This window comes from Dactylosporangium sp. NPDC051087 (assembly GCF_055586325.1).
This window is the reverse complement of record NZ_JBVJIJ010000042.1, coordinates 14,960-36,839: the sequence shown is the minus strand read 5'-3', so window position 1 is coordinate 36,839 and position 21,880 is coordinate 14,960. Positions and strand designations below refer to the sequence as shown.

Here is a 21,880-nt window from a genome sequence, read left to right as displayed (position 1 = left end):
CGATAGGACGGCGTCGAACCGGCGACGCGGCAGGAGGTGGGCACATGCGCGCAGCGCCACGCCTCCGCGAGACCACGGTCGCCCTGATCGTCACCTTCGCGCTCTTCACCGTCGCGGTCGGGCACCCCGGCGGCTCCGTCATCGGCTGGGCCACCTGCGCGCTGACCTTCGGCGTCGGGCTGCGCTGGCTCCGGTCGGCCCGGCGGGCGCGCGGCCGGATGCGGGCCGGGCTGCGGCTGCTCGCCGCCGGGTTCGGCCTCTGGTCGGTGGGGCAGCTGGTGTGGCTGACCGGGCCGGCGCAGCTGGCGACCGCGACGTTCGACGCGGCGATCCTGCTGATGGCGACCGGCGCGGCCGGGATGGCGGCGACCCGCCGGCTCGGCTCGGTCCGCGCGGTCCTCGACGGGTTCATCATGGCGACCAGCCTGTGCTTCATCAGCTGGGCGGTCGTCGTCGGGCCGCTGTACCGGGCCAGCGACGGCGGGACGGCGGCGTTCAGCGCCGCCACCTACCCGCTCGGTGACGTGCTCATCGGCAGCATCACCCTGCTGATGCTCTACGAGACCCGCGGCCCGCGCCGCCGGTCGGTGGCGGTCGCGGCGGCCGGGCTCCTCGCCGTGTTCGCCGCGGACACGGCGTACGCGTCGCAGGTGTTCGCCGGCACGTACGAGCCCGGCGGCGTCACCGACCTCGGCTGGTTCCTCGGCTTCGCGTTCGTCGGCATCGCCGCGCCCCGGGCCGGCGAGATCGACGGCAACGCCAACCTGGTCACCGCGGAGCGGACCTGGGACCACCTGCCCTACGTGCCGTTCGGGGCGGCGCTGCTCACCGGCGTCGTCGAGTTCGCGGTGCGGGGCGGCCGCGTCGACGGGGTCCTGTTCCTGCTCATGATCCTGATGACGGTGCTGATCCTGGGCCGGCAGGTGCTCGCCCTGCGCGACAACCGGCGGCTCAACCAGCGCCTCGCCGAGGTCGTCGAGGACCTGCGGCACCGGGCGTACCACGACCCGCTGACCGGGCTGCCCAACCGCGCGCTGCTGCTGGACACCCTGGAGCGGCGCCTCTCGGCGGACGCCGGCGCCGACCGGCCCGACCGGCCCGTGGCGCTGCTGTACGTGGACCTCGACGGCTTCAAGCCGGTGAACGACACTCACGGCCACGAGGCCGGCGACCGGGTCCTCACCACGATCGCCGAGCGGCTCGCCGGGTGCGCCGGGGACGCGCTGGTCGCCAGGATGGGCGGCGACGAGTTCGCGCTGCTCGTCCCGGCGGACGCGGCCGGCGACCTGGCGGAGCGGGTCATCGCCGCCGTCGCCGTGCCGATCCCGGTCCGCGACGGGTCCGTCACCGTCGGGGCGAGCGTCGGCATCGCGGACCGGGGCACCCGCGTCGGCGACCTGATGCGCCACGCCGACGTCGCCATGTACGCGGCGAAGCTGCGCGGCCGCAACCGCGTGGTCCTCTTCACGCCGGAGCTGGAGCCGGTGACCCCCGTCGCCGCATAATCAGCCGTTGTGGACGTACGCGACACCGTCGAGGCGGTCTTCCGGATCGAGTCGGCACGGCTCGTCGCCGGGCTGGCCAGGATCGTGCGCGACGTCGGCCTCGCCGAGGAGCTCGCCCAGGACGCGCTGGTCATCGCCCTGGAGCAGTGGCCGGAGCGCGGCGTGCCCGACGACCCCGGCCCGTGGCTGATGGCGACGGCGAAGCACCGCGCCGTCGACGTGCTGCGCCGCCGCGCCAACCACGAGCGCAAGCTCGCCGTCATCGGCGCCACCGACCCGGCGCTCGCCGGGGCCTTCGACGACGTGCCGGACGTCGACGACCACGTGCAGGACGACCTGCTGCGCCTGATCCTCACCGCGTGCCACCCGGCGCTGACCACCGAGTCGCAGGTGGCGCTCGTCCTGCGGACGCTGGGCGGGCTCGGCACCGGCGCCATCGCCCGGGCGTTCCTGACCACCGAGGCGACCGTGTCGCAGCGGATCCTGCGCGCCAAGCGGGCGCTCACGGGCGTCGAGTTCGAGCTGCCCTCCCCCGCGGAGCTGCCGGCCCGGCTGAGCGCCACCCTCGGCGTGGTCTACCTCATCTTCAACGAGGGCTACTCGGCGTCCGCCGGCGACGACTGGGCCCGGCCGCAGCTGTGCGAGGAGGCGATCCGCCTCGGCCGGGTCCTCGCGGGCCTGCTGCCGCGCGAGCCGGAGGTGCACGGGCTGTGCGCGCTCATGGAGCTGCAGGCGGCCAGGATCCGGGCGCGGACGGCGCCCGACGGGACGCCGGTGCTGCTCATGGACCAGGACCGGCGGCTGTGGGACAGGCTGCTGATCCGCCGCGGCCTGGCGGCGCTGTCGGCGGCGGAGACGCTCGGCACGCTCGGCCCCTACGGCCTGCAGGCCGCGATCGCCGCCTGCCACGCCCGGGCGCTGCGCCCGCAGGACACCGACTGGGCGAGGATCGTCGCCCTGTATCAGCTGCTCTCGCATGTCGCGCCGTCCGCCGTGGTACGGCTGAACCTCGCCGTCGCGGTCGGCATGGCCCCTGGGCCGGACGGGGGCCCGGCGGCCGGCCTGGCCCTGCTGGACGAGCTCGACGGCGCCCTCACGGGCTACCCGTATCTGCCGGCGGCCCGCGGTGACCTGCTCGAGCGCCTCGACCGCCGGGAGGAGGCCCGGGCCGAGTTCGCCCGGGCGGCGGCCCTGACCGGCAACGAACGCGAGCGCGCCCTGTTCCTGGCTAGGGCTTCAGCGTCCTGAGGATCCGTCCCAGCGTCGCGCGGTCGTCGGCGTCGAGGGCGGCGAAGAAGCGCTCGGCCTCGGCGTGCCGGGCGGCCCTGATCGCCTCCGCGGTGGCCTGACCGGCCTCGGTCAGCGCGACGAGGGTGGCGCGACGGTCCGCCGGGTCGGGGCGCCGCTCGACCAGACCGCGCTCCTGCAGCCCGTCGACGACCTCGGTGGTCGAGCGCGGCGCGATCCGCAGGTGGTCCGACAGCTCGCTGAGGCGCATGACGCCGTGCCGCACGAGCACCGCCACCGCACGGGACTGCCCCGGGGTGATCCCGATCGGCTGGAGCGTCTCGTGGGTCATGTGCCGCAGCCGTCGGGCGACGCTCCAGAACACCTCGGCGAGACTCTCGTCCCCCTGCCGCTCGGCATCTTCCACGGGAATACGGTAGCAGGGGTTGGTGTTGGAGCCTCATAGTGAGGTAACCTCAACATTGTCCCCGACAGAAGGTGAGCCCCCTTGGAACCCCGACACCCGACCCGGCCCCCACGCACCCGCGAGGTCAGCGCCGCCGACAAGCAACGCGCCAGGACCGTCTCCCTCGCCCGCATCGGCAGGCTCTTCACCCCCCACCGCGGCCCCCTGACCACGGTCGTCGCGATCATCGTCATCTCCTCCGCCCTCGGCGGCGCGGCCCCGTTCCTGCTCCGCGAGGTCATCGACGTCGCGCTCCCCGAACGGGACACCACGCTGCTCGGCTGGCTCGTCGCCGGCATGGTCGGCGTCGCCGCCGTCACCTCCGCGCTCGGCGTCGTCCAGACCTGGATCTCCACCAGGGTCGGCCAGCAGGTCATGCACCGGCTCCGCGTCGACGTCTTCACCCACCTCCAGCGCCAGTCGGTCGGGTTCTTCACCCGCACCCGCACCGGCGAGGTCCAGTCCCGGATCACCAACGACATCGGCGGCATGCAGAGCGTGGTCACCTCCACCGCCACCTCCGTCGCCTCCAACCTGACCACCACCGTCACGACCGCCGTCGCCATGGCCGCGCTCTCCTGGCGGCTGTCGCTGGTCTCCCTCGTCGTGCTGCCCCCCGCGATCTACCTGACCCGCAAGGTCGCCGGGATGCGCCGCGAGATCACCGCACAGCGCCAGCGGGAGCTCGCCGACCTCAACGTCACCATCGAGGAAGGCCTCTCCGTCAGCGGCGTGCGCCTCAGCAAGACCATGGGCGCCGGCGCCGCCCTCGTCGACCGGTTCACCGGCTCGTCCACCCGGCTCATCGACCTCGAGCTGCGCTCCGAGCTCGCCGGCCGCTGGCGGATGGCGTCGATGAACATCATCTTCGCCGCGATCCCCGCCGTCATCTACCTCAGCGCCGGGCTCCCGCCCACCGCCGGCTCGCTCAGCATCGGCACCCTCGTCGCCTTCACCGCCCTGCAGTCCGCGCTCTTCCGGCCGCTCATGGGCCTGCTCGGCGTCGGCGTCTCCCTCACCAGCTCCCTCGCGCTCTTCGCGCGGATCTTCGAATACCTCGACCTGCCCGTCGAGGTCGACGACCCCGCGCAGCCCGTGCCGCTGCCCCGCACCGGCACCCGCGGCCACCTGCGCTTCGAGGACGTCACCTACAGCTACCCCGGCAGCGACGCCGCCGCCGTCGCCGGCATCAGCCTCGACGTGCCCGCCGGCAGCTCACTCGCCCTGGTCGGCGAGACCGGCTCCGGCAAGAGCACCATCGCCGCGCTCATCGCCCGGCTCCACGACCCCACCGGCGGCCGCGTCACCATCGACGGCGTCGACCTGCGCGACGTCCGCCTCACCGACCTCGCCGCGGTCGTCGGCGTCGTCAGCCAGGAGACCTACCTGCTGCACACCACCATCCGCGAGAACCTGCGCTACGCGAAGCCCGGCGCCACCGACGCCGAGCTCGTCGAGGCGGCGAAGGCCGCGCAGATCCACGACCTCATCACCCGCCTCCCCGACGGCTACGACACCATGGTCGGCTCCCGGGGCTACCGCTTCTCCGGCGGCGAACAGCAGCGCATCGCCATCGCCCGCACCCTGCTGCGCGACCCGCGCATCCTCGTCCTCGACGAGGCCACCAGCGCCCTGGACACCGAGACCGAACGGGCCGTCCAGCGCGCCTTCGAGACCCTCACCGAGGGCCGCACCACCATCACCATCGCCCACCGCCTCAGCACCGTCCGCGACGCCGACCAGATCCTCGTCATCGACCACGGCCGCGTCGTCGAGCAGGGCACCCACACCACCCTCCTGCAGGCCGACGGCGCCTACGCCGCCCTCGCCGCATGACCCGGTGACGTCCCCGACGCGCCCGCCCACGCGACGGGCGCAACTCCGGGGAGCGGCGGTCCGGCGCACGACCGGCGGCAACCCGCGCCGCCGCCCGCACCGCCGCCCGCACCGCCGCCCGCACCGCCACCCGCACCGCCGCCCGCACCGGCCGGGCGCCGCGGCGGGACCTCTCCGGCCGCGGCGGGCGGCCCGGGGCGGAGCAGGACCTGCCCGGCCGCGGCGGGCGGCCCGGGGCGGGGCGGGACCGCGTCGGCCATGGTCTCGGCGAGCCGGCGCTCGGAACGGTCCGACGACCAGCCGCGGCGACGCACCACACGCGGCACCACGTCCGGAGCGGTCGACGTCCACAGGATGTCGGCCGCCCCCTCGACACCGGCCCGCGGCCCGAACCTCGCGTGCGGGTCCCGGACGACCGGCGCGGCGCCCGTCGCGCGCTCCGCCTCGACCGGGTCGATGGACCCGCACACGTCACGATCCCCGCAGCGCCCTCGCTCAGCAGGACCCGCTCCACCACGCCGCGGCCGCAGCGGCCCGCCCCAGCTCGCCGGAACGGTCCGCGGCCGCGTTCGAGGGTGCTAGCCGACGTGCAGCGCCGGGTCGAGGGCCAGCGTCGCCACCGCGAGTGCCAGGAAGCCGATCGCCAGGCCGAACTGTGCCGACAGGTCGGCCGCCCGCAGATGTGTGTACACGGCGCAGACGAAGAACAGCACCAGGCCCGCGGCGGCGGCCGTGCCGAGCGGCGCCGGCCCCGCGAGACCGGCGAGCAGACCCGCGGCGCCGGCCAGCTTCAGCACGCCGATCGGGAACGCCAGCCACGACACCGGCACGCCGGCCGCCGCCATGCCCGGCAGGATCGGCCTGAACCGCAGGACCGCGCAGGTGCCGGAGAACAGGTTCGCCGCGGCCGTGACCAGCGCGACGGTGAGGTGGGCGGCGCTCATGTCAGAACGCGTCCGCGTGGTCCGCGACCCAGCCGGCGAACGGCGTCGCGGGCCGGCCGAGGACCTGCTCCACCACGTCGGTCGGCGGGTGCTGCGGCTTGTCGAGATGCCGCTCGTACCGCTCCATCAGCGCCCCGGCGAACGCCTCCGGCAGCCCCGCCAGGGTGAGGCGCCAGGCGGCGACCTCGGGCGGCACCTCCTCGAAGGTCAGCGGGCGGCGCAGCACGGCGGCGATCGTCGCGACCTGCTCGCCGTGCGTCAGCGACTGCGGGCCGGTCAGCTCCAGGACCTGCCCGGCGAACGCGTCGTCGCGCAGCGCCCGCGCCGCGACCTCCGCGATGTCGCGCTCGTCCACAAGGGACTCCTCGAACGCGCGGAACGGGTACCGGACCGTGTCACCCGCCCGCAGCTGCGGCCCGAACGCGCGGGCGGCGTTGCCGGCGAACGCCGACGGGCGCAGGCAGGTCCACGCCAGGCCGCTGCCCCGCGCCGCCACGTCGAGCTCCTTGTTGCGGTCGCCGGCGAACCGGGACGGCTGCCGGTCCTCCGGGTCGTCGACGTTGATCGCGGTGAGCGCGACGACCTTCCGCACCCCGGCGGACCGGGCCGCGGCGATGACCTCCGGCGCGTCGCCGCCGGTGACCCGCGGGTGCAGGAACACCGCGGAGGCGCCGGCAAGTCCCTCGCGGATCGAGCCGACGCAGTCGACGCCGGGCAGCGGGGCGCCGCGGGTGACGACCCGCACGAACTCGCCGGTCTCGGTCAGGGTGCGCAGCAGGTGGCGGCCGATCGCGCCGGTCGCACCGGTGAGCAGGATCATGAGATACCTCCGGGTATCGTGTCTTCGACAACCGATATCGTATGGATCTCATAATATTTGGATCCGGGATCGAGATGATATGAGTTCCGTATCACATTCCGATGGGCCCGCCGTGGACGGGCCGCGGCAGCGGCGGCGGTCCACGACGGCCATCAAGGAGTCGCTCCGGGAGCTTTCGATCCAGCTGTCGCTGCTCAACCACCAGGTCGGCGGGCGGCTCGGGGTAAAGGACGCCGACTTCGACTGCCTCGACCTGATCAACCGGCACGGCCCGACGAGCCCCAGCGCCCTCGCCCGGCGCGCCGGGCTGCACCCGGCCACGATGACCGGCGTCCTGGACCGTCTCGAGAAGGCCGGCTGGATCGCCCGCGAGCGGGACCCGGCCGACCGGCGGGCGGTCCAGGTCCGCGCCCTGAAGGAGCGCAACGCTGAGATCTTCCAGCTGTACACGGGGATGAACGCGGCCATGGACGACCTGTGCGCCGGGTATGACGAGGCACAGCTGCAGCTGCTCGCCGAGTTCCTGGACCGGGCCACCGCCGCCGGCCGCCACGCCACCGACGCGCTCGGCGACGCCGACTGAAACCAGCGCCGGAGCGCGCCCGCGCGGGTGGATCAGGGCAGGCGCGCGGCGGCGGCCCGGGCGAGAAGGTGGAAGGCCTGCGCCTCGGCCGAGGTGCCGGGCCGGTCGAACGCCGGCGCGCCGCACACCCCCGTGACCAGGCCGTCCTCGGAGACCAGCGGCGCGACCGCGGCGATCAGCGAGCGGCCCACGGCCGCATATGACGGCGGGAGCCAGCCGTCGGCGACGCCTGTGCAGGTGGTGTACGCCAGCATCTGCGCGACGTTCGCCTCCGTGAACGACGCGGGGTCGGGAAGGACGTTGCCGAACAGTCCGTCGGGGCGGCGCAGTGCGAGGCACGCGTCGACGACCTCCCGGGCGTGGCCGGCCAGGGCGGGGGTGAGGGACGGGTCGTGCCGCAGCGCCCGGGCGATGCCCGCGGCGACCCACCCGCTGCCGGTCCCCCAGCGCTCCGCGCCGGTCAGGGCGGCGGCGTCCTCGTCCCAGCGGGCCGCGTAGAGCCCGTCGCCGCACAGCCGGGTCCGGTGGCCCTCCACCTGCCGGACGGCCTCGTCGGGGTGGCCGGTCGCGGCGAGCAGCGGCACCACCATGTAGACGGTGTCGGCCCAGACCTCGCGGCCGCCGATCACGTGGAACAGCGTGCCGTCCGCGGCCCGCGGCGCCCGCCGCAGCAGCCAGTCCAGCTGCGCCGCGACGGCGGGGTGCTCGAGGATCGGCTCGGCGCAGGCCGCGCCGTTGACCGAGCCGGACTCCTCCCCCATCGTGCCGAGGCGGCCGTCCGCGCTCTGGTGGACGACCGCGTCGAGGGCGAGCCGGCGGGCGAGATCGGTGTGACCGAGGTCGAGCAGGGCGTGCGCGGCGACGCCCTGCTCCCACGAGTGGCGCTGCATGGCGAGCAGCGCGAGCAGGACCGGGTCGGTCACCCGGGTCAGCTGGCGGGCATGAGCACGAAGACGGGGATCTCCCGGTCGGTCTTGGCCTGGTAGCCGTCATAGTCGGGCCAGGTCTCGTTGGCCCGCCGCCACCACGCGGTGCGCTCGTCGCCGGTGACGAGCCGGGCGGTGTAGTCCTTGCGCACCGGGCCGTCCTGCAGCTCCACCTGCGGGTGGGCGACCAGGTTGTGATACCAGACGGGGTGGCTCGGCTGGCCGCCGGCGGACGCGACGACCGCGTACTCACCCTCGTGCTCGACCCGCATCAGCGGGTTCTTGCGGATCTTGCCGGATTTCGCGCCGAGGGTGGTGAGCAGGATGATCGGGCGTCCGCGCAGCGTGTTGCCCTCGGCGCCGTTGGACCGCTCGAACAGCTGGGCCTGCTCGTTGGCCCAGTCCGCGGCGCCTGGCGCGTACTCTCCGGTCAGCGGCATGACAGCTCCTCACTGATGGGATCGGTGCGGGCTCAACCCTACTCGCGCGCGCTGGTGCTGCCGGAGGTTTCCGCGTCCGGCAGGTCCTCGCCCGGCGGGGGCGGGGTGGGCTCGGCCGGCTCGGACGCGATGGGGCCGCCGTCGGACTCCTCGGACGGTTCGGTGCCCGGTGGTTCCTTGTCCGGGGTCGGCTCGCCGTCGGGATGGGCGACCAGATATCGGATCGCGGTGTTGCCGACCGCGAGCAGCGGCACCGCCACGAGACCGCCCACGATGCCGGCGGCGACCACGCCGGTCGTGATCGCGAGGATCACCGCCAGCGGGTGCAGGGACACGGCGCGCCCCATGATGAGCGGCTGCAGGACGTGGCCTTCCAGCTGCTGTACCGCGATGACGATGGCGAGCACGAGCAGCGCGTGCAACGGGTCCTTGGTGACGAGGGCGACGAGCACCGCGACCGCGCCGGACAGGGTCGCGCCGACGACGGGGATGAACGCGCCGAGGAACACCAGCGCGGCCAGGGGCAGCGCCAGGGGGATCCGCAGGATCGCCAGGCCGATGCCGATGCCGACGGCGTCGACGAACGCGACGAGGACGGTGGCCCGCACGTACGACACGAGCGTGAACCACGAGTAGTGCCCGGCCCGGGCGGCGGGCAGGCGCGCGGGGCGGGGCAGCAGGCGGCAGAGGAACTCCCAGATCTGCCCGCCGTCGCGGAGGAAGAAGAACAGCGTGAACAGCACCACGAAGAAGCCGGTGAGGACCTCGCCGAGGGTGGTGGCGGTGGTCAGGGCACCGGAGGTGAGCGCGCCCCGGTTGGACTTCAGCTGGTCGCTGAACCCGGCCATGGCGTCGTCGACCTGTTGCCGCGACACGTGCAGCGGGCCCCGGGCGAGCCAGTCGCGGATCTCGTTGATGCCGCCGGCGACCTGTTGCGACAGGCTGTCGAACTGGGCGATGAACGTCTGCACGATGATGCCGAGCCCGCCGAAGACGACGATGAGCCCGGCGACGAGGACGAGCCCGGCGGCGAGGGAGCGGTGCACGCCGCGGTTGCGCAGCGCGGCCGCGGCCGGCTCCAGCAGCGCCGCGAGCAGCAGCGCCACCACGACCGGGATGACCATGAGCCGCAGCGCGCCGATCAGCCGGAGCAGCAGGTACGCGGCGAGGATGAACAGCACGATGCGCCAGGCCCAGGCGCCGGCCACCCGCACGCCGTGCGGGATGCCGTCGTCCACTGTGGAGCGCTGGTCGACCACGAGGACGTCCCGGTCGGGCACCTCACGGCGGAACTCGGGGACCGCGCCCGTGCGACGGGCCGTGGTCAGTCGCGCCTTCGCACGGTCCGAAACTTGCGCAATCCAGGTCATGCCGTCGCTGTACCCCCCGACGGGCTCCACCAATCGAGGGGTTTCGCGTCAGATCACTTGACCTTGTCGTAGCGGGCGAACGAGTCGGGGTCGCTGGTGCTCGAGGTGCGCCACACGTCGCCGACGCAGGTGTAGTTGGTCGGGTCGAGGTTGGGCTCGAGGTTGATCGTGCCGGCCTTGCGGCCGTCGACCGAGATGACCACCGAGGACGTGCTCTCCTTGCCGGCGAACTCGATCGTCCGGCCGACCGTCTTGAGCGCCCAGTCGGTGGTGCCGGAGAAGGTGGCGTCGATCTTGCGGCCCTTGTCGTCCTTGCCGCTGTACACCGTCTTCGCGTCGTCCTCCACGGCACTGCCGTCGGCCTTGATGGTCCATTTCTTGCCGCTGCCGGTCATCTTGACCTTGCCGATGCTCTCGCGCTTGTCGACGTCGGTGCCCGTCAGGTCGACGACCTTCTGGTAGCTGGTCTGGTTCCAGGTGCCGACGAGGCACGGGTCGACCGGCCCGGCGTAGGACGAGGCCGTCGCGACGGCCGGGCCGGGGCCAGGGTCGCTCTTGTCGTCCCGGCCGAGGGCGACGACGACGATCGCCACCACCAGCACGACGACCACGACCCCACCGGCGATGAGGATCGGCACGAGCCGGTTGCGCGAGCGCGGCGGCGGCGCGTACGGGACCGGCTGGGTGTACGGGTTCGCGGGCGGCCCGCTGTACGGCGCGGCGGAGTTGGGCGCGATGTTGTACGGCTGCGCCGAGTAGGGCTGGCCCGGGTAGCCCGGCTGCGGCTGCTGCGGCTGCGGCTGTTGCGGGTACTGCGGCGGGACCGGCTGACCCTGCTGCGGGTACTGCGGGTACTGCGGCTGGCCCTGCTGCGGGTACTGCGGACCCGGCTGACCCTGCTGCGGGTGCTGCCACTGCTGCGACGGATCCACGTTGCCTCCCCATGCCTCACATGTATCGCCGCAGAGTTTGGCACACCGGCCACCACCTCGCAGGTCGCCAGAAGTGACATTTGGTGCATTTACCCGGTCTGGGCACAACCCCGCAGGCTGGGAGTTTCCCACTGGCGCCGATCGACCGACCCTAAACCCGCAGAAGTGTGTGACCATCGAGCGGAGCGGGTACACGTCGCGCACCGGGCAGGCCCGTCGGAGGAGGTTGAGCATCATGCTCAGCGAGAGCGAGCAGCAGCGGCTCGCGGACATCGAAGCCGCACTGCGCAATGACACGCGGTTCGTCAACGGGTTCAACCGGGCGATGACCCGCCGGGTCACACCCCGCCGCATCACCGCGGTCGCCATCGCCACTGCCGGGGTCCTCGGCGTCGTCGTCGGGCTGGCCGCCGGCAGCGTCGCGGGCACCGTCCTGGCGATCTGCGCCGTGGGCGTCGCCGGGGGCGTGTGGACCTGGCGGCCGCAGCACCAGTCGGACCCCCCTGCCATCCCATAGTCCCACCCCCCCCGCACTCCAGACCCCCGAAGGCCCCCGCCGGCCGTCGGGGGTCAGTGCACTGCGTAACTTTGTCCGGTGCTGTCCCCGATCGCCCGGATCAAGGTCGCGCTGAACGGGAGCCGCCGGCCCGGCGAGCACCCCGGCCTGCCCTGCACCCCCGCGGAGCTCGCCGCCTCGGCGCGGGACGCCGTGGCCGCCGGCGCCGAGGCCGTGCACCTGCACCCCCGGGGTCCGGACGGGCAGGAGTCCCTCGACCCGGCCGACGTGGGTGCCGCCGTGGCCGCGGTCCGCGCGGCGTGCCCGTCCACCCCCGTCGGGGTCACCACGGGACTGTGGATCACCGGCCGGGACGTCGGCGCCCGGCAGCGCGCCCTCGACGCGTGGGCGGGGCTGCCACCGGTACACCTGCCGGACTTCGCGTCGGTGAACGTCGCCGAACCGGGCTTCACCGGCGTGACCGGCACGCTGCGGGCACTCGGCGTCGCCGTCGAGGCCGGCGTCTGGACCGTGCAGGACGCCTCGGCGCTGTCCATCGTGGACGACCTGCCCCGCGTCCTCGTCGAGATCATGTCGCCGGCCACCGACGCCCTCGCGGTCCTGGCGCGGCTCGACGAGGTCGGGGTCCGCGGCGAGCGGCTCCTGCACGGCGAGGGCGAGCTGTGCTGGCCGATGGTCGCCCTCGCCGGACGGCTCGGCCTGCCGACCCGCATCGGCCTGGAGGACACCCTCACCGGGCCCGGCGGCGGTCCCGTCTCCGGCAACGCCGACCTCGTGCGGCACGCCCTGTCGGTGTGGTCGTCCCCCTGATCGCGGCCGCCGCAGCGGGGCGAGGTCAGCCCGCGAGCTCGGCGAGGAGGGCCAGCGTCTTGCCCAGCGGCGCGTCCACGAGCACGGCCGCGGCGCCGTCGCTCTTCGTCGGGCCCTGGTTGACGATGGCGATCGGCACGCCCAGCTTCGCCGCCCGGATGACGAACCGGCGCCCGGACAGCACCGTCAGCGACGAGCCCAGCACGAGCAGCGCCGCCGCGCCCTCCACGAGCGCGAACGCCGCCTCGACGCGGGGCATCGGCACCTGCTCGCCGAAGAACACGACGTCGGGCTTGAGCATGCCGCCGCAACGCTCGCAGTCGGCCGTGGCGAAGTCCGCGGCCTGATCGTCGGTCAGGTCGACGTCGCCGTCGGGGTTGACCTCCGGGCCCGTCTGCGGATCGAACCCCGGGTTCATCCGCCGCAGCCGCAGGTCGAGCGCGGTGCGGGCGGTCAGGTCGCCGCAGTCCAGGCACACCACCCGGTCCAGCCCGCCGTGCAGCTCGATGACCGGGTCCGCGCCGCCGGCCTGGTGCAGACCGTCGACGTTCTGCGTGACGATCCCGGTCACCAGGCCGCAGCGCTGCAGCCGGGCGACCGCACGGTGGCCGTCGTTGGGCGCCGCCTCGGCGATCGTGCGCCAGCCCAGGTAGCTGCGCGCCCAGTAGCGCCGCCTGGCCACCGGGTCGCCGGTGAACCTCTGGTACGTCATCGGTGTCGCGCCGCGCCGCAGGCCGCTCGGCCCCCGATAGTCCGGAATGCCCGACTCCGTGGACAGCCCGGCGCCGCTGAGGACCACCACCCCGCCGTCCCGGACGAGCCCGATCAACCGTTCCACGCCTTTCAGTGTGCCTCGCCGCCCGCGCTCCCCGGCGGCCGTGCGTGATGGGGCGCACACGTCCGCCCGGCGGGGACGTATCGTGGGGGCCATGGGTTTGGTGAGCAAATTCAACGCGTGGCGTCGCAAGCTGCAGGAGCAGCCGGGCACCACGATCGACCTCGAGCCGATGCAGGCTCTTCTGCCGCTGATCGAGGAGCGCGAGGCCGAGCTGTCCGAGCTCACCGACGACGAGCTCCGCGCCGCCGCCACGGCGCTGCACCAGCGGGACGACCCGCAGGACTTCGTCGAGGCGTGCGCGCTGGGCCGCGAGGCCGCCAAGCGGGCCCTCGACGAGCGCCCCTATGACGTGCAGCTGCTCGGCGCCCAGGTGCTCCTCGCCGGTCACGTCGTCGAGATGGCCACCGGTGAGGGCAAGACCCTGACCGCCGCGATCGCCGCCGCCGGGTATGCCGCGATGGGCCCCGTCCACGTCATCACGGTCAACGACTATCTCGCCCGTCGTGACGCCGAGTGGATGCGCCCGGTCTATGCGCTGCTGGACCTCACCGTCGGCTGGGTCAACGAGTCCTCGACCCCCGAGGAGCGCCGCGAGGCGTATGCCGCCGACATCACGTATGTCTCGGTCAGCGAGGCCGGCTTCGACCTGCTCCGCGACAGCATCGTCACCGACACGGCGCTGCGCGTGCACCGCGAGTTCGGCACGGTCATCATCGACGAGGCCGACTCGATCCTGATCGACGAGGCCAAGGTCCCGCTGGTCCTGGCCGGCTCGACCATCGACGAGAAGGACTCGCCGGTCGCGATCGCCGAGATCGTCAGCGGCCTGCGGCGCGACCACGACTACGACGTCGTCGACGACGGCCGCACCGTGCACCTGACGACCGAGGGCCTGGCGAAGGTCGAGGCGCTGCTGGGGATCGACCTCTACGCGGCCGAGGAGATGGACTCCCTCACCGCCGTCAACCTGGCGCTGCACGCCGAGGCGCTGCTGGTCCGCGACGTGGACTACATCGTCCGCGACGAGAAGGTCGAGCTCATCGACGAGTTCCGCGGCCGGGTCGCCCAGCGGCGGCGCTGGCCCGACGGGCTCCAGGCGGCCGTCGAGGCCAAGGAGAAGATCCGCAGCAGCGGCGGCGGCACCGTCCTGCAGACGATCACCGTCCAGGCGTTCCTGACGCAGTACAAGAAGATCTGCGGCATGACGGGCACCGCCCTTCCCGTCGGCGACCAGCTCCGCGAGTTCTACAAGCTCGAGGTCGCGGTCATCCCGCCGCACCTGCCCAACATCCGCAAGGACTGGCCCGACCGCGTCTACGCCTCCGCCGAGGAGCGCGACATCGCCGTCGTCAACGAGATCGTCGCGATGCACGGCACCGGCCGTCCCGTCCTCGTCGGCACGCTCAGCGTCGCCGAGTCCGAGCAGCTCGCCGCCACCCTCGCCGAGGAGGGCGTCGAGTGCGTCGTGCTCAACGCGAAGAACGACGAGAAGGAGGCCGGCATCGTCGCGGAGGCCGGCTCCTACAACGCCGTCACCGTCTCCACGCAGATGACCGGCCGTGGTGTCGACATCCGCCTCGGCGGCAGCGACGAGAAGGACCGGGAGCGGGTCGAGGGCCTCGGCGGCCTGTTCGTCATCGGCACCGCCCGCAACGACAGCCGCCGCATCGACGACCAGCTCCGCGGCCGTGCCGGCCGGCAGGGCGACCCCGGCGAGTCGATGTTCTTCGTCAGCCTCGAGGACGAGCTCATCGAGCGCTACGGCCCCGAGCCGATGCCGATGGGCCGGGCCGACGCCGACGGCGCCATCGACGACGAGGACGTCCGCTGGGCGATCGGCTCCGCGCAGCGGGTCGCGGAGACCGTCAACCTGGAGATCCACCGCAACACCTGGCGCTACAACTACCTGCTCGACCAGCACCGCCAGCTGCACGCCAAGCGGCGCGAGGAGCTGCTCACCACCGACGCGGCCGGTGAGCTGCTCGCCGAGCGGGCCCCCGACCGCTACAACGAGCTGGCCGAGGAGCTGGGCGAGGAGACGGTGCTGCGCATCGCCCGCACCATCGCCCTCTTCCACGCCGACAGCGCCTGGTCGGAGCACCTCGCCGACATGAGCGAGCTGCGCGAGGGCATCCACCTGCGGGTCCTCGGCGCGCAGGACCCGCTCGACGAGTTCCACCGCGAGGCGATCCCCGCCTTCCGCGGCCTGCTCGCCGAGATCGACGACCGGGTGGTCAAGGAGTTCGAGGAGCTGGAGATCGACGGCCCCGACTGGGAGCCCGCCGACGCCGGCCTGGTCCGCCCGAGCGCCACCTGGACCTATGTGGTCAGCGACAACCCGTTCGGCTCGGAGATGGAGCGTTTCTTCGCCGGCATGGTGAAGCTGTTCCGCAGCGGCAAGGGCGTCAAGAAGGGCTGAGGCCCCTGATCCTGTCGTTCCCTACGGCCGCCGCGGCACCTGCCGCGGCGGCCGTTCCGCGTTCTCCGCTCAGGCGGTGCAGCGCGCGTTCGGCGGCCGCATCGACGGACCGGGCGCTTCCCCGCCGCCAGGCCGCCTCCGCCGCTTCGGCGCTGAGCCGGGTCCGGACCGCCCGCAGGGCGCGCGTGAGCCGTTCCGCCTCGGCGCCGTAGACCCCGGCGGGCGCGTCCAGGGCCGCGGCGAGCTCGATGGCGGCGGTGTCGTCGCCGGTACGCGCGAAGAGCACCACCAGGTTCCGCAGCGCGATGACGAGCAGTGGCCGGCCGCCGGTGGTGCGCCAGTGCCGGATCGCGGCGGCGAACAGCGCGAGGGCGGGCTCCGGCGGGCCGTGCCGCCCGCGCAGCGCCACCATGGCCGTGCGGGCGACCCCCGCCACGAACCTGTTGCCGACCTCGCCCGCGAGCCGCAGCGACTCGTCGAGGGCGGCGATCGCGGCGGCGGGGTCGCCGTCGCCGTGTGCTTCCGCGAGCGCGAACAGGGCGAACGCCACCGCCGACGGGTTGCCCGTCGCCCGGGCCGCGGCGAGCCCGGCCGCCGCGGCGGGCACGGCGGCGGGGTCCTGCAGGTAGGCCAGGGGCAGCGCGACGTTGGCCATCGCGACCGCCCGGGCGGCCCCGGCGGGGAGCTCGGCGGCCGCGCGGCGGTACTGCGTGCCGGCCGCGTCGAGGTCGCCCTGGATGAGCGCGATGTCGCCGAGCACGTCGGCGGCGCCGGGATGGCCCGCGTCGGCGGCCCGCCGCGCGATCCGGGCGGCGGTGCCGAGGTCGCCGTCGAGCCAGGCCTTGTACGCCGCCCCGACCAGCACCGCGGGCAACCCGGGGTGCTGGTCGGCCTGCTCTTGGAGGGTCTGGGTCGACCAGGTGAGGAGGTCGGCGCGCAGGTGCCAGAACCCGAATCCGCCGACCGCCCCGGCGAGCCGGACCGCCGTCCGCGGGTCGTTCACCCGCGACCACTGCCACGCCTGCCGCCCGTCGTCGAGCGCCGCTTCCACGACCGGCACCCAGACAGCCTCGTCCGGGCCCGAAAGACCTTCCGCGGCCGCGGTCAGGACGCCGGCGAAGTACGCGGCGTGCCGCGCCCGCAGTTCCCGGTCCCCGGCGGGGTCGAGGAGCTCGGCGGCGTACACGCGCAGGCTGACCAGCATGCGGTAGCGCCCGACGCCGGCGCTGCCCGGCCGGGTCAGCAGGGACCGCTCGGCGAGCAGCGCGACGACGTGCGCGACCTCGGCGGCCGGCAGCGCGCCGTAGCCGATGACGGCCTCCGCGGCGTCGAGGTCGAACCCGGCGGCGAACACGTGCAACCTCGCGAACGCGACCCGCTCCCGCTCCCCCAGCAGCCGCCACGACCAGTCGACGACCGCCCGCAGCGTCTGGTGCCGCGCCGGCCGTCCGCGGGGTCCGGCGTCGAGCAGCACGAGCCGCGCGTCGAGCCGTTTCGAGAGGTCGTCGACGGTGAGCGTACCGACGCGGGCGGCCGCCAGCTCGATCGCCAGCGGCAACCGGTCGAGCGCCTCGCACACCGCGCCGACCCGGTCCGCGACGTCCCCGGCCCGCGCCGCGAACCCCGGATCGGCGGCCGCCGCCCGCACCGTGAACAGCCGGACCGCGTCGGGCCCGCGCAGGGGGTCCAGGACGTACACCCGCTCGCCCGGCAGCCCGACACGTTCCCGGCTGGTGGTCAGCACGCTCAACGCCGGACAGTCCTCGATCGACAGTCCCGTGAGGACCTCGTGGACGGCGTCGAGGAGATGCTCGCAGTTGTCGACGACGAGCAGCCCGCGGGCGCCACGGGCCCACGCGGCGAGGGCCTCGGCGAGCCGCCCTTCGACGACGAGCCCGACGGCCGCGGCGACGGCGGGCGCGACGGCGGCCGGGTCGCCGACCGCGGCCAGGTCGACCCACCACGCCGGCGTACACGCCCTGGCGAGGCTGGTCTTGCCGACCCCGCCGGCCCCGACCACGGTGACGACCCTGCCGGGAGCGACCAGCCCGGCGACGTCGGCGAGCGCACCGTCCCGCCCGATGAGCTCCTGCCTCCCCCGCGGCAGGTGTACGTCGCCCTCCCCACCCGCACGCACCGCCGCCACCTGATCCGGCTCCCGCGGCTGCGGCACGTGGGCGGCGTCGCCCGAGCCGCCCGCAGACGCCGCGTCCACCCGATCCGGCGGCGGGGGTCCAGGGTCGGCCGGGATACCCGCAAGGGACGTGCGGCGGCGATCCGGCGGTCGCGGCACGTGGACGACATCGTCCTGGCCACCCGCAGACACCGCGGCCACCCCATCCGGCGGCGCCGGTCCAGGGTCGGCCGGGATACCCGCAAGGGACGTGCGGCGGCGATCCGGCGGTGTCGTCCCGGAGCAGGACAGGAGCCGCGACTGCAGGCGGAGGACGGCCGGCGACGGATCGAGGCCGGTCTCGTCGCGGAGCCGGTCACGGTGGACCCGCACGGCGGCGAGGGCGTCGCCGGTGCGGCCCGCGGCTGCCAGGGCCGACGCGAGCGCCCGGACCACCCGTTCGCGGCCCGGGTCGGCGGCGAAGAGCGCGGACGCCGCGGCGACGGTCTCCGCGACCCGGCCGAGCCCCGCCAGCAGCTCCACCCGCGTCTCCTCCGCGTCCCGGCGCAGCTCCCCGAGGCGGGCGGCGGCGACCCGTGCGAGGTCGGGAAACTCCACGTACGCCGGCCCCCGCCACAACCCGAGCGCCTCCTCGATCCGGACCAGGGCGTCGGCCCCCGGCTCACCGGGACGCGGCACCACGAGCGCCCCGAACCGCTCCGCGTCGACCGCGCCGGCCGGCACGTCCAGCCGGTACCCGGGCGGGCTGGTCCTGACGCATCCGGCCGCGTCACCGAGACACCGGCGCAGCCTCGCGACATACGTCTGCGCCGCGTTGCGGGCACCGGCCGCGTCGCGCGGCGCACCACCCCCGGCCGCGTTCCGGACGCCGGAACCACCCGTCCTCGCTCCCCCGACACCCGCCGCGCCCCGGTCGGCGGCGTCGGGCACGACGAGGGCGGCGAGCCGGTCGACGCTCAGGACGCCCGGGTGGCTGAGCACCAGTGCGGCGAGGACGGCGCGCTGCCGGCCGCCGGCGACGTCGACGGGGCGGCCGTCGAGGGTCACCTCCAGCGGGCCCAGGACCCCGATGTGCAGCTTCACGGTCGCGGTCCCTCCAGGCCGGTGCCGTCCCTTCGTACAGAGCACGTACTCAGGTTGTACCCGGTTCGACAGCGGCGTGGGACACCCTTGAAGGTATGACTGACACGACGCCGGCAGACCTGACCGAGCGGCTCCTGGGGCAGCTCCTCGCGGGCACCGAACTGTTCAGCGTGCACCTGGGCATCCAACTGGGGTTGTACAAGGTGCTGCACGAGCATCCCGACGCCACCGACGCGGTCCTCGCCGAGAAGGCCGGGATCGCCGAACGGTACGCCCGCGAGTGGCTGGAGCAGCAGGCCGCGGCCGGGTACCTCATATGCACGTCGATTGCGCAGCGCACCTTCCGGTTGCCCGAGGGGTCGGCCGACGTGCTGCTCGACCCGGCGCACCCGGCGTCGGGGGTCGGGCTCGTCACCGTGTTCGCCGGGGTCGCCCAGGCGGTGCCGGCGCTCGCCGAGGCGTACCGGACAGGTGGCGGCGTGCCGTATGCCGACTTCGGCGCGTACACCCGTGACGGCATCGCGCAGATGAACCTTCCGGGTTTCCGGCACAGCCTCGCGCAGGAGTGGCTGCCGGCGCTGCCGGACGTGGTGGAGCGGCTGACGCGGGCGCCCGCGGCCCGGGTCCTGGACCTCGGCTGCGGCGCGGGCGCATCGACGCTCGCCCTCGCCGGGGCGTTCCCGCGGGCCGTGGTCACCGGCATCGACCTGGACGAGGCGTCGATCGCCGACGCCCGGCGGGCCGCCGCGGCGGCGGGGCTCGCGGACCGGGTGACGTTCCTGCGGCAGGACGCGTCGGCCGCGGCCGGCGACCACGCGCTCGTCACGATCTTCGAGGCGCTGCACGACATGGGCGACCCCGTGGGCGTGCTGCGCACCGTGCGGGGGCTGCTCGCGCCCGGCGGCGTGCTGCTCATCGCGGACGAGAAGGTCGCCGACGAGTTCACCGCGCCGGCCGGTGAGATCGAGCGGCTGCAGTACGCCTTCAGCGTCCTGCACTGCCTGCCGGCGACGATGGCGGAGCACCCGGTGGAGGCGGCCGGGACCGCGCTGCGGGCGCCGACGGTGGCCAGGTGGGCGGCGGCCGCCGGGTTCACCTGCGCGGTGCTGCCGATCGAGCACGACTTCTGGCGCTTCTACCGGCTGTCCGTCGTGGACTGAGTCCACCGTGGACGGCTGCGTGCCGGAGCTGTCGTGGTGCGGTGTTACAGGGCGACGCGCATCGACGGGCTCTGCGAGTCGCGGAAGCCGAGCCGCCGGTAGAGCACCTGACCCTCGCTGGACGCGTGCAGCTGCACCTGCGCGACCCCGCTGTCGCGGAACCAGTCGAGCAGCGCGGTCATGCACGCGCGGGAGTAGCCGCGGCGCCGGTACCCGCTGTCGGTGGACACGTTGAAGACGTAGCCGGACAGGCTGGCGGGGTTCGCGGGCGAGCCGAGCCGCTCGTCGATCACACCGACCGCGCACGCCGCCAGCCGTCCGGCCTCGCCTGGCCGGTCCACGACGAACGCCGCCGTGCGGGCGTCCGGCGCCGGCAGGCGCTCCCGCAGCGCCCGGACGGACGCCGCGGACCACTCCCCCGGCTCCGGCGCGACGCCGTCCACGGCCTCCAGCATGACGATCCGCAGCCGGATCAGCTCCTCGGCGTCCGCCGCGGTGGCTCTGCGGGCCTGTGCGTCGATCACGCCGCGAAGGTATCAGGCGGCTGTGTACCCCGTCGCCTGCAATGCGAACAGCTCCGCGTAGGTGCCGCCGGCGGCGAGCAGGTCCCGGTGGCCGCCGTGTTCGACGACGCGGCCCTCGTGCAGGACGTAGATGTGGTCGGCGTGCCGGACGTTGGCGAGGCGGTGCGTGATGAGCACCGTGATCCGGTCGGGCGCGCCGGCCCTGCGCGCGGCGGCCTCGACCAGCCCGTCGCGTGCGTCCTGGTGTGTGCCGAGCAGGATGTTGCGTTCGGCGGTGAACGGCCAGGGCCAGTACTCCTGGCTGACCATCGCGACGTGCCGCCACGCGGCCTCGGGGTCCACCGTGGACAGTTCGGTGCCGTCCCACGACACAGTGCCGCGCTCGGGGTGGTAGAGCCCCGGCGATGAGCCGCGCGAGGCTGGTCTTGCCGGACCCGTTCTCACCGACGAGCGCGATCGTCTGCCCACGGTGGACGGTCAGGCTCGCGCCGAGGACGGCCGGGGAGTCGGTCTCGGCGTAGTGCAGGGTCGCGTCCCGCACGACGATGCTCCGCGGCGGGCCCACCGTGGCCCGGCGGGACGCGACCGGCATCCGCTCCCCCGCACGGGCGAGGAAGCCGGTGTAGTCGTTGAAGTACAGGCCCTCCTCGTAGACCCGGTTGACGTTGGTGACGGCGAGCGCGAGCGCGGTGCGGGCCGCCTGCAGCGCGAGCACCGCCGTGCCGGCCGCGGCGAGGGGCAGCCGGTGGCCGACCAGGAGGAGGCCGAGCGCCACGTACACGCCGAACGTCGCGAGCCCGGAGAACACGCCGCCGACGAGCCGGGTCGCCGTCTGACGGCGCACGACGTCCAGCTCGGTGGCCGTCTCCACGCCGGCCATGATGTCGCACTCGCGCAGCAGGAACGGCCGCATCGTGAACGCGCGCAGCTCCGCGGCGGTGGCCCGGTTCGCCATCAGGTCCGACAGCATCCAGAGCCGGCGGCGGCGGCTCGTACGGGCGTGGTTTCTCAGGTACGCGAGCCGGGCCGCCCGCACGGCCGCCCACGCCGCCGGGACACTGGCCAGCAGCAGCGCGCCGAGCAGCACCGGGTGGGCGGATTCCAGCGGTCGTCGCAACACTGCTGGTGAACGACTACAACCCGAGCCTAGCGAATGCGGTCACAACGTCATCAGCGACGGGCTGATCGCAGCCCGCGGGCGCGGATCGCGGCATGAGCGGATGTCATCGTGCACGCGGTTGTGTATCACCGAACGAGTCGGCCACCCGTCGAAGTCGCCGGACTTCCTCGATCAACTCCCGGTCGGACGGCACGCTGAGCGCGGTGAGGCCACCGGGCCCAGGCGA

21 protein-coding genes and 1 pseudogene are annotated in these 21,880 nt (G+C 74.2%); 9 read left to right on the top strand and 13 right to left on the bottom strand.

Annotated features, from left to right (window positions below; translation table 11 throughout):
- Positions 1–44: 44 nt before the first annotated feature.
- Both ACZ6TV_RS48995 and ACZ6TV_RS48990 read left to right on the top strand, forming a co-directional pair.
- Positions 45–1,505 carry a diguanylate cyclase domain-containing protein gene (locus tag ACZ6TV_RS48995; protein WP_465307454.1) on the top strand — a complete coding sequence of 487 codons (1,461 nt, stop codon included), beginning with the start codon at positions 45–47 and terminating at the stop codon, positions 1,503–1,505.
- A 9-nt stretch (positions 1,506–1,514) separates the two neighbouring features.
- Positions 1,515–2,753, top strand: a complete 1,239-nt coding sequence (locus ACZ6TV_RS48990; RefSeq protein WP_465307452.1) for an RNA polymerase sigma factor — start codon at positions 1,515–1,517, stop codon at positions 2,751–2,753.
- Here ACZ6TV_RS48990 and ACZ6TV_RS48985 read toward each other — a convergent pair.
- Positions 2,734–3,084: a MarR family winged helix-turn-helix transcriptional regulator gene (locus ACZ6TV_RS48985; protein WP_465307556.1), complete on the bottom strand. Its 351-nt coding sequence runs from the start codon at positions 3,082–3,084 to the stop codon at positions 2,734–2,736. The two genes, ACZ6TV_RS48990 and ACZ6TV_RS48985, sit on opposite strands and share 20 nt — an antisense overlap.
- 246 nt (positions 3,085–3,330) lie before the next feature.
- Here ACZ6TV_RS48985 and ACZ6TV_RS48980 point away from each other — a divergent pair, with 246 nt between their 5' ends.
- On the top strand, positions 3,331–5,034 hold the full coding sequence (locus tag ACZ6TV_RS48980; protein WP_465307554.1) for an ABC transporter ATP-binding protein: 1,704 nt from the start codon (positions 3,331–3,333) through the stop codon (positions 5,032–5,034).
- On the opposite strand, the gene ACZ6TV_RS48975 is transcribed toward ACZ6TV_RS48980, so the two are convergent.
- The 3 genes from ACZ6TV_RS48975 to ACZ6TV_RS48965 form a co-directional block, all read right to left on the bottom strand.
- Positions 5,013–5,504 (bottom strand): hypothetical protein, encoded by a 492-nt coding sequence (locus tag ACZ6TV_RS48975; RefSeq protein ID WP_465307450.1) that lies wholly within the window; start codon positions 5,502–5,504, stop codon positions 5,013–5,015. The genes ACZ6TV_RS48980 and ACZ6TV_RS48975 overlap by 22 nt on opposite strands.
- 108 nt (positions 5,505–5,612) lie before the next feature.
- On the bottom strand, positions 5,613–5,978 hold the full coding sequence (locus ACZ6TV_RS48970) for a DoxX family protein (protein ID WP_465307448.1): 366 nt from the start codon (positions 5,976–5,978) through the stop codon (positions 5,613–5,615).
- Position 5,979: 1 nt separating this feature from the next.
- The gene (locus tag ACZ6TV_RS48965; protein ID WP_465307446.1) at positions 5,980–6,798 is read right to left on the bottom strand and encodes an NAD(P)H-binding protein; all 819 of its coding nucleotides are present in this window, start codon (positions 6,796–6,798) and stop codon (positions 5,980–5,982) included.
- 112 nt (positions 6,799–6,910) lie between these two features.
- On the opposite strand from ACZ6TV_RS48965, the gene ACZ6TV_RS48960 reads away from it, so the two are divergent.
- Entirely contained in the window at positions 6,911–7,381 is a 471-nt protein-coding gene (locus ACZ6TV_RS48960; RefSeq protein ID WP_465307444.1) for a MarR family transcriptional regulator, read from the top strand.
- Between the two features lie 32 nt (positions 7,382–7,413).
- Here ACZ6TV_RS48960 and ACZ6TV_RS48955 read toward each other — a convergent pair whose 3' ends face one another.
- Genes ACZ6TV_RS48955 through ACZ6TV_RS48940 form a run of 4 tightly spaced genes read right to left on the bottom strand, consistent with a single transcriptional unit; the run spans position 7,414 to position 11,049 of the window.
- Complete coding sequence (locus ACZ6TV_RS48955) at positions 7,414–8,304, bottom strand: glycoside hydrolase family 88 protein (protein WP_465307442.1); 891 nt, start codon at positions 8,302–8,304, stop codon at positions 7,414–7,416.
- 5 nt (positions 8,305–8,309) lie between these two features.
- On the bottom strand, positions 8,310–8,747 hold the full coding sequence (locus ACZ6TV_RS48950; protein ID WP_465307440.1) for a nitroreductase family deazaflavin-dependent oxidoreductase: 438 nt from the start codon (positions 8,745–8,747) through the stop codon (positions 8,310–8,312).
- A gap of 38 nt (positions 8,748–8,785) precedes the next feature.
- Positions 8,786–10,117 (bottom strand): AI-2E family transporter, encoded by a 1,332-nt coding sequence (locus tag ACZ6TV_RS48945; protein WP_465307438.1) that lies wholly within the window; start codon positions 10,115–10,117, stop codon positions 8,786–8,788.
- Positions 10,118–10,170: 53 nt separating this feature from the next.
- Entirely contained in the window at positions 10,171–11,049 is an 879-nt protein-coding gene (locus tag ACZ6TV_RS48940; protein ID WP_465307436.1) for a hypothetical protein, read from the bottom strand.
- Positions 11,050–11,284: 235 nt separating this feature from the next.
- On the opposite strand from ACZ6TV_RS48940, the gene ACZ6TV_RS48935 reads away from it, so the two are divergent.
- Positions 11,285–11,566: a DUF3040 domain-containing protein gene (locus tag ACZ6TV_RS48935; RefSeq protein ID WP_465307434.1), complete on the top strand. Its 282-nt coding sequence runs from the start codon at positions 11,285–11,287 to the stop codon at positions 11,564–11,566.
- 78 nt (positions 11,567–11,644) lie between these two features.
- Positions 11,645–12,376 (top strand): 3-keto-5-aminohexanoate cleavage protein, encoded by a 732-nt coding sequence (locus ACZ6TV_RS48930; RefSeq protein WP_465307432.1) that lies wholly within the window; start codon positions 11,645–11,647, stop codon positions 12,374–12,376.
- A gap of 25 nt (positions 12,377–12,401) precedes the next feature.
- Here ACZ6TV_RS48930 and ACZ6TV_RS48925 read toward each other — a convergent pair whose 3' ends face one another.
- Positions 12,402–13,214, bottom strand: coding sequence for an NAD-dependent protein deacetylase (locus ACZ6TV_RS48925; RefSeq protein WP_465307430.1), 813 nt, complete (start codon positions 13,212–13,214; stop codon positions 12,402–12,404).
- 91 nt (positions 13,215–13,305) lie between these two features.
- Here ACZ6TV_RS48925 and secA2 point away from each other — a divergent pair, with 91 nt between their 5' ends.
- Positions 13,306–15,633 (top strand): accessory Sec system translocase SecA2, encoded by a 2,328-nt coding sequence (secA2, locus tag ACZ6TV_RS48920; RefSeq protein WP_465307428.1) that lies wholly within the window; start codon positions 13,306–13,308, stop codon positions 15,631–15,633.
- Here secA2 and ACZ6TV_RS48915 read toward each other — a convergent pair.
- On the bottom strand, positions 15,620–18,850 hold the full coding sequence (locus ACZ6TV_RS48915) for an AfsR/SARP family transcriptional regulator (protein ID WP_465307426.1): 3,231 nt from the start codon (positions 18,848–18,850) through the stop codon (positions 15,620–15,622). The genes secA2 and ACZ6TV_RS48915 overlap by 14 nt on opposite strands.
- Before the next feature lie 95 nt (positions 18,851–18,945).
- Between ACZ6TV_RS48915 and ACZ6TV_RS48910 the strand changes: the two genes are divergently transcribed.
- Positions 18,946–20,010 carry a class I SAM-dependent methyltransferase gene (locus tag ACZ6TV_RS48910; protein ID WP_465307424.1) on the top strand — a complete coding sequence of 355 codons (1,065 nt, stop codon included), beginning with the start codon at positions 18,946–18,948 and terminating at the stop codon, positions 20,008–20,010.
- Between the two features lie 44 nt (positions 20,011–20,054).
- Here the strand turns inward: ACZ6TV_RS48910 and ACZ6TV_RS48905 are convergent, their stop codons facing one another.
- The 3 genes and pseudogenes from ACZ6TV_RS48905 to ACZ6TV_RS48895 all read right to left on the bottom strand — a co-directional run.
- Positions 20,055–20,534, bottom strand: coding sequence for a GNAT family N-acetyltransferase (locus ACZ6TV_RS48905; protein ID WP_465307422.1), 480 nt, complete (start codon positions 20,532–20,534; stop codon positions 20,055–20,057).
- 12 nt (positions 20,535–20,546) lie between these two features.
- The gene (locus ACZ6TV_RS48900; RefSeq protein ID WP_465307420.1) at positions 20,547–20,906 is read right to left on the bottom strand and encodes a hypothetical protein; all 360 of its coding nucleotides are present in this window, start codon (positions 20,904–20,906) and stop codon (positions 20,547–20,549) included.
- Positions 20,907–20,925: 19 nt separating this feature from the next.
- Positions 20,926–21,126: pseudogene (locus ACZ6TV_RS48895) on the bottom strand (ATP-binding cassette domain-containing protein); the annotation flags it as partial.
- A 76-nt stretch (positions 21,127–21,202) separates the two neighbouring features.
- Here ACZ6TV_RS48895 and ACZ6TV_RS48890 point away from each other — a divergent pair.
- Entirely contained in the window at positions 21,203–21,370 is a 168-nt protein-coding gene (locus ACZ6TV_RS48890; RefSeq protein ID WP_465307418.1) for a hypothetical protein, read from the top strand.
- Positions 21,371–21,880: the final 510 nt, after the last annotated feature.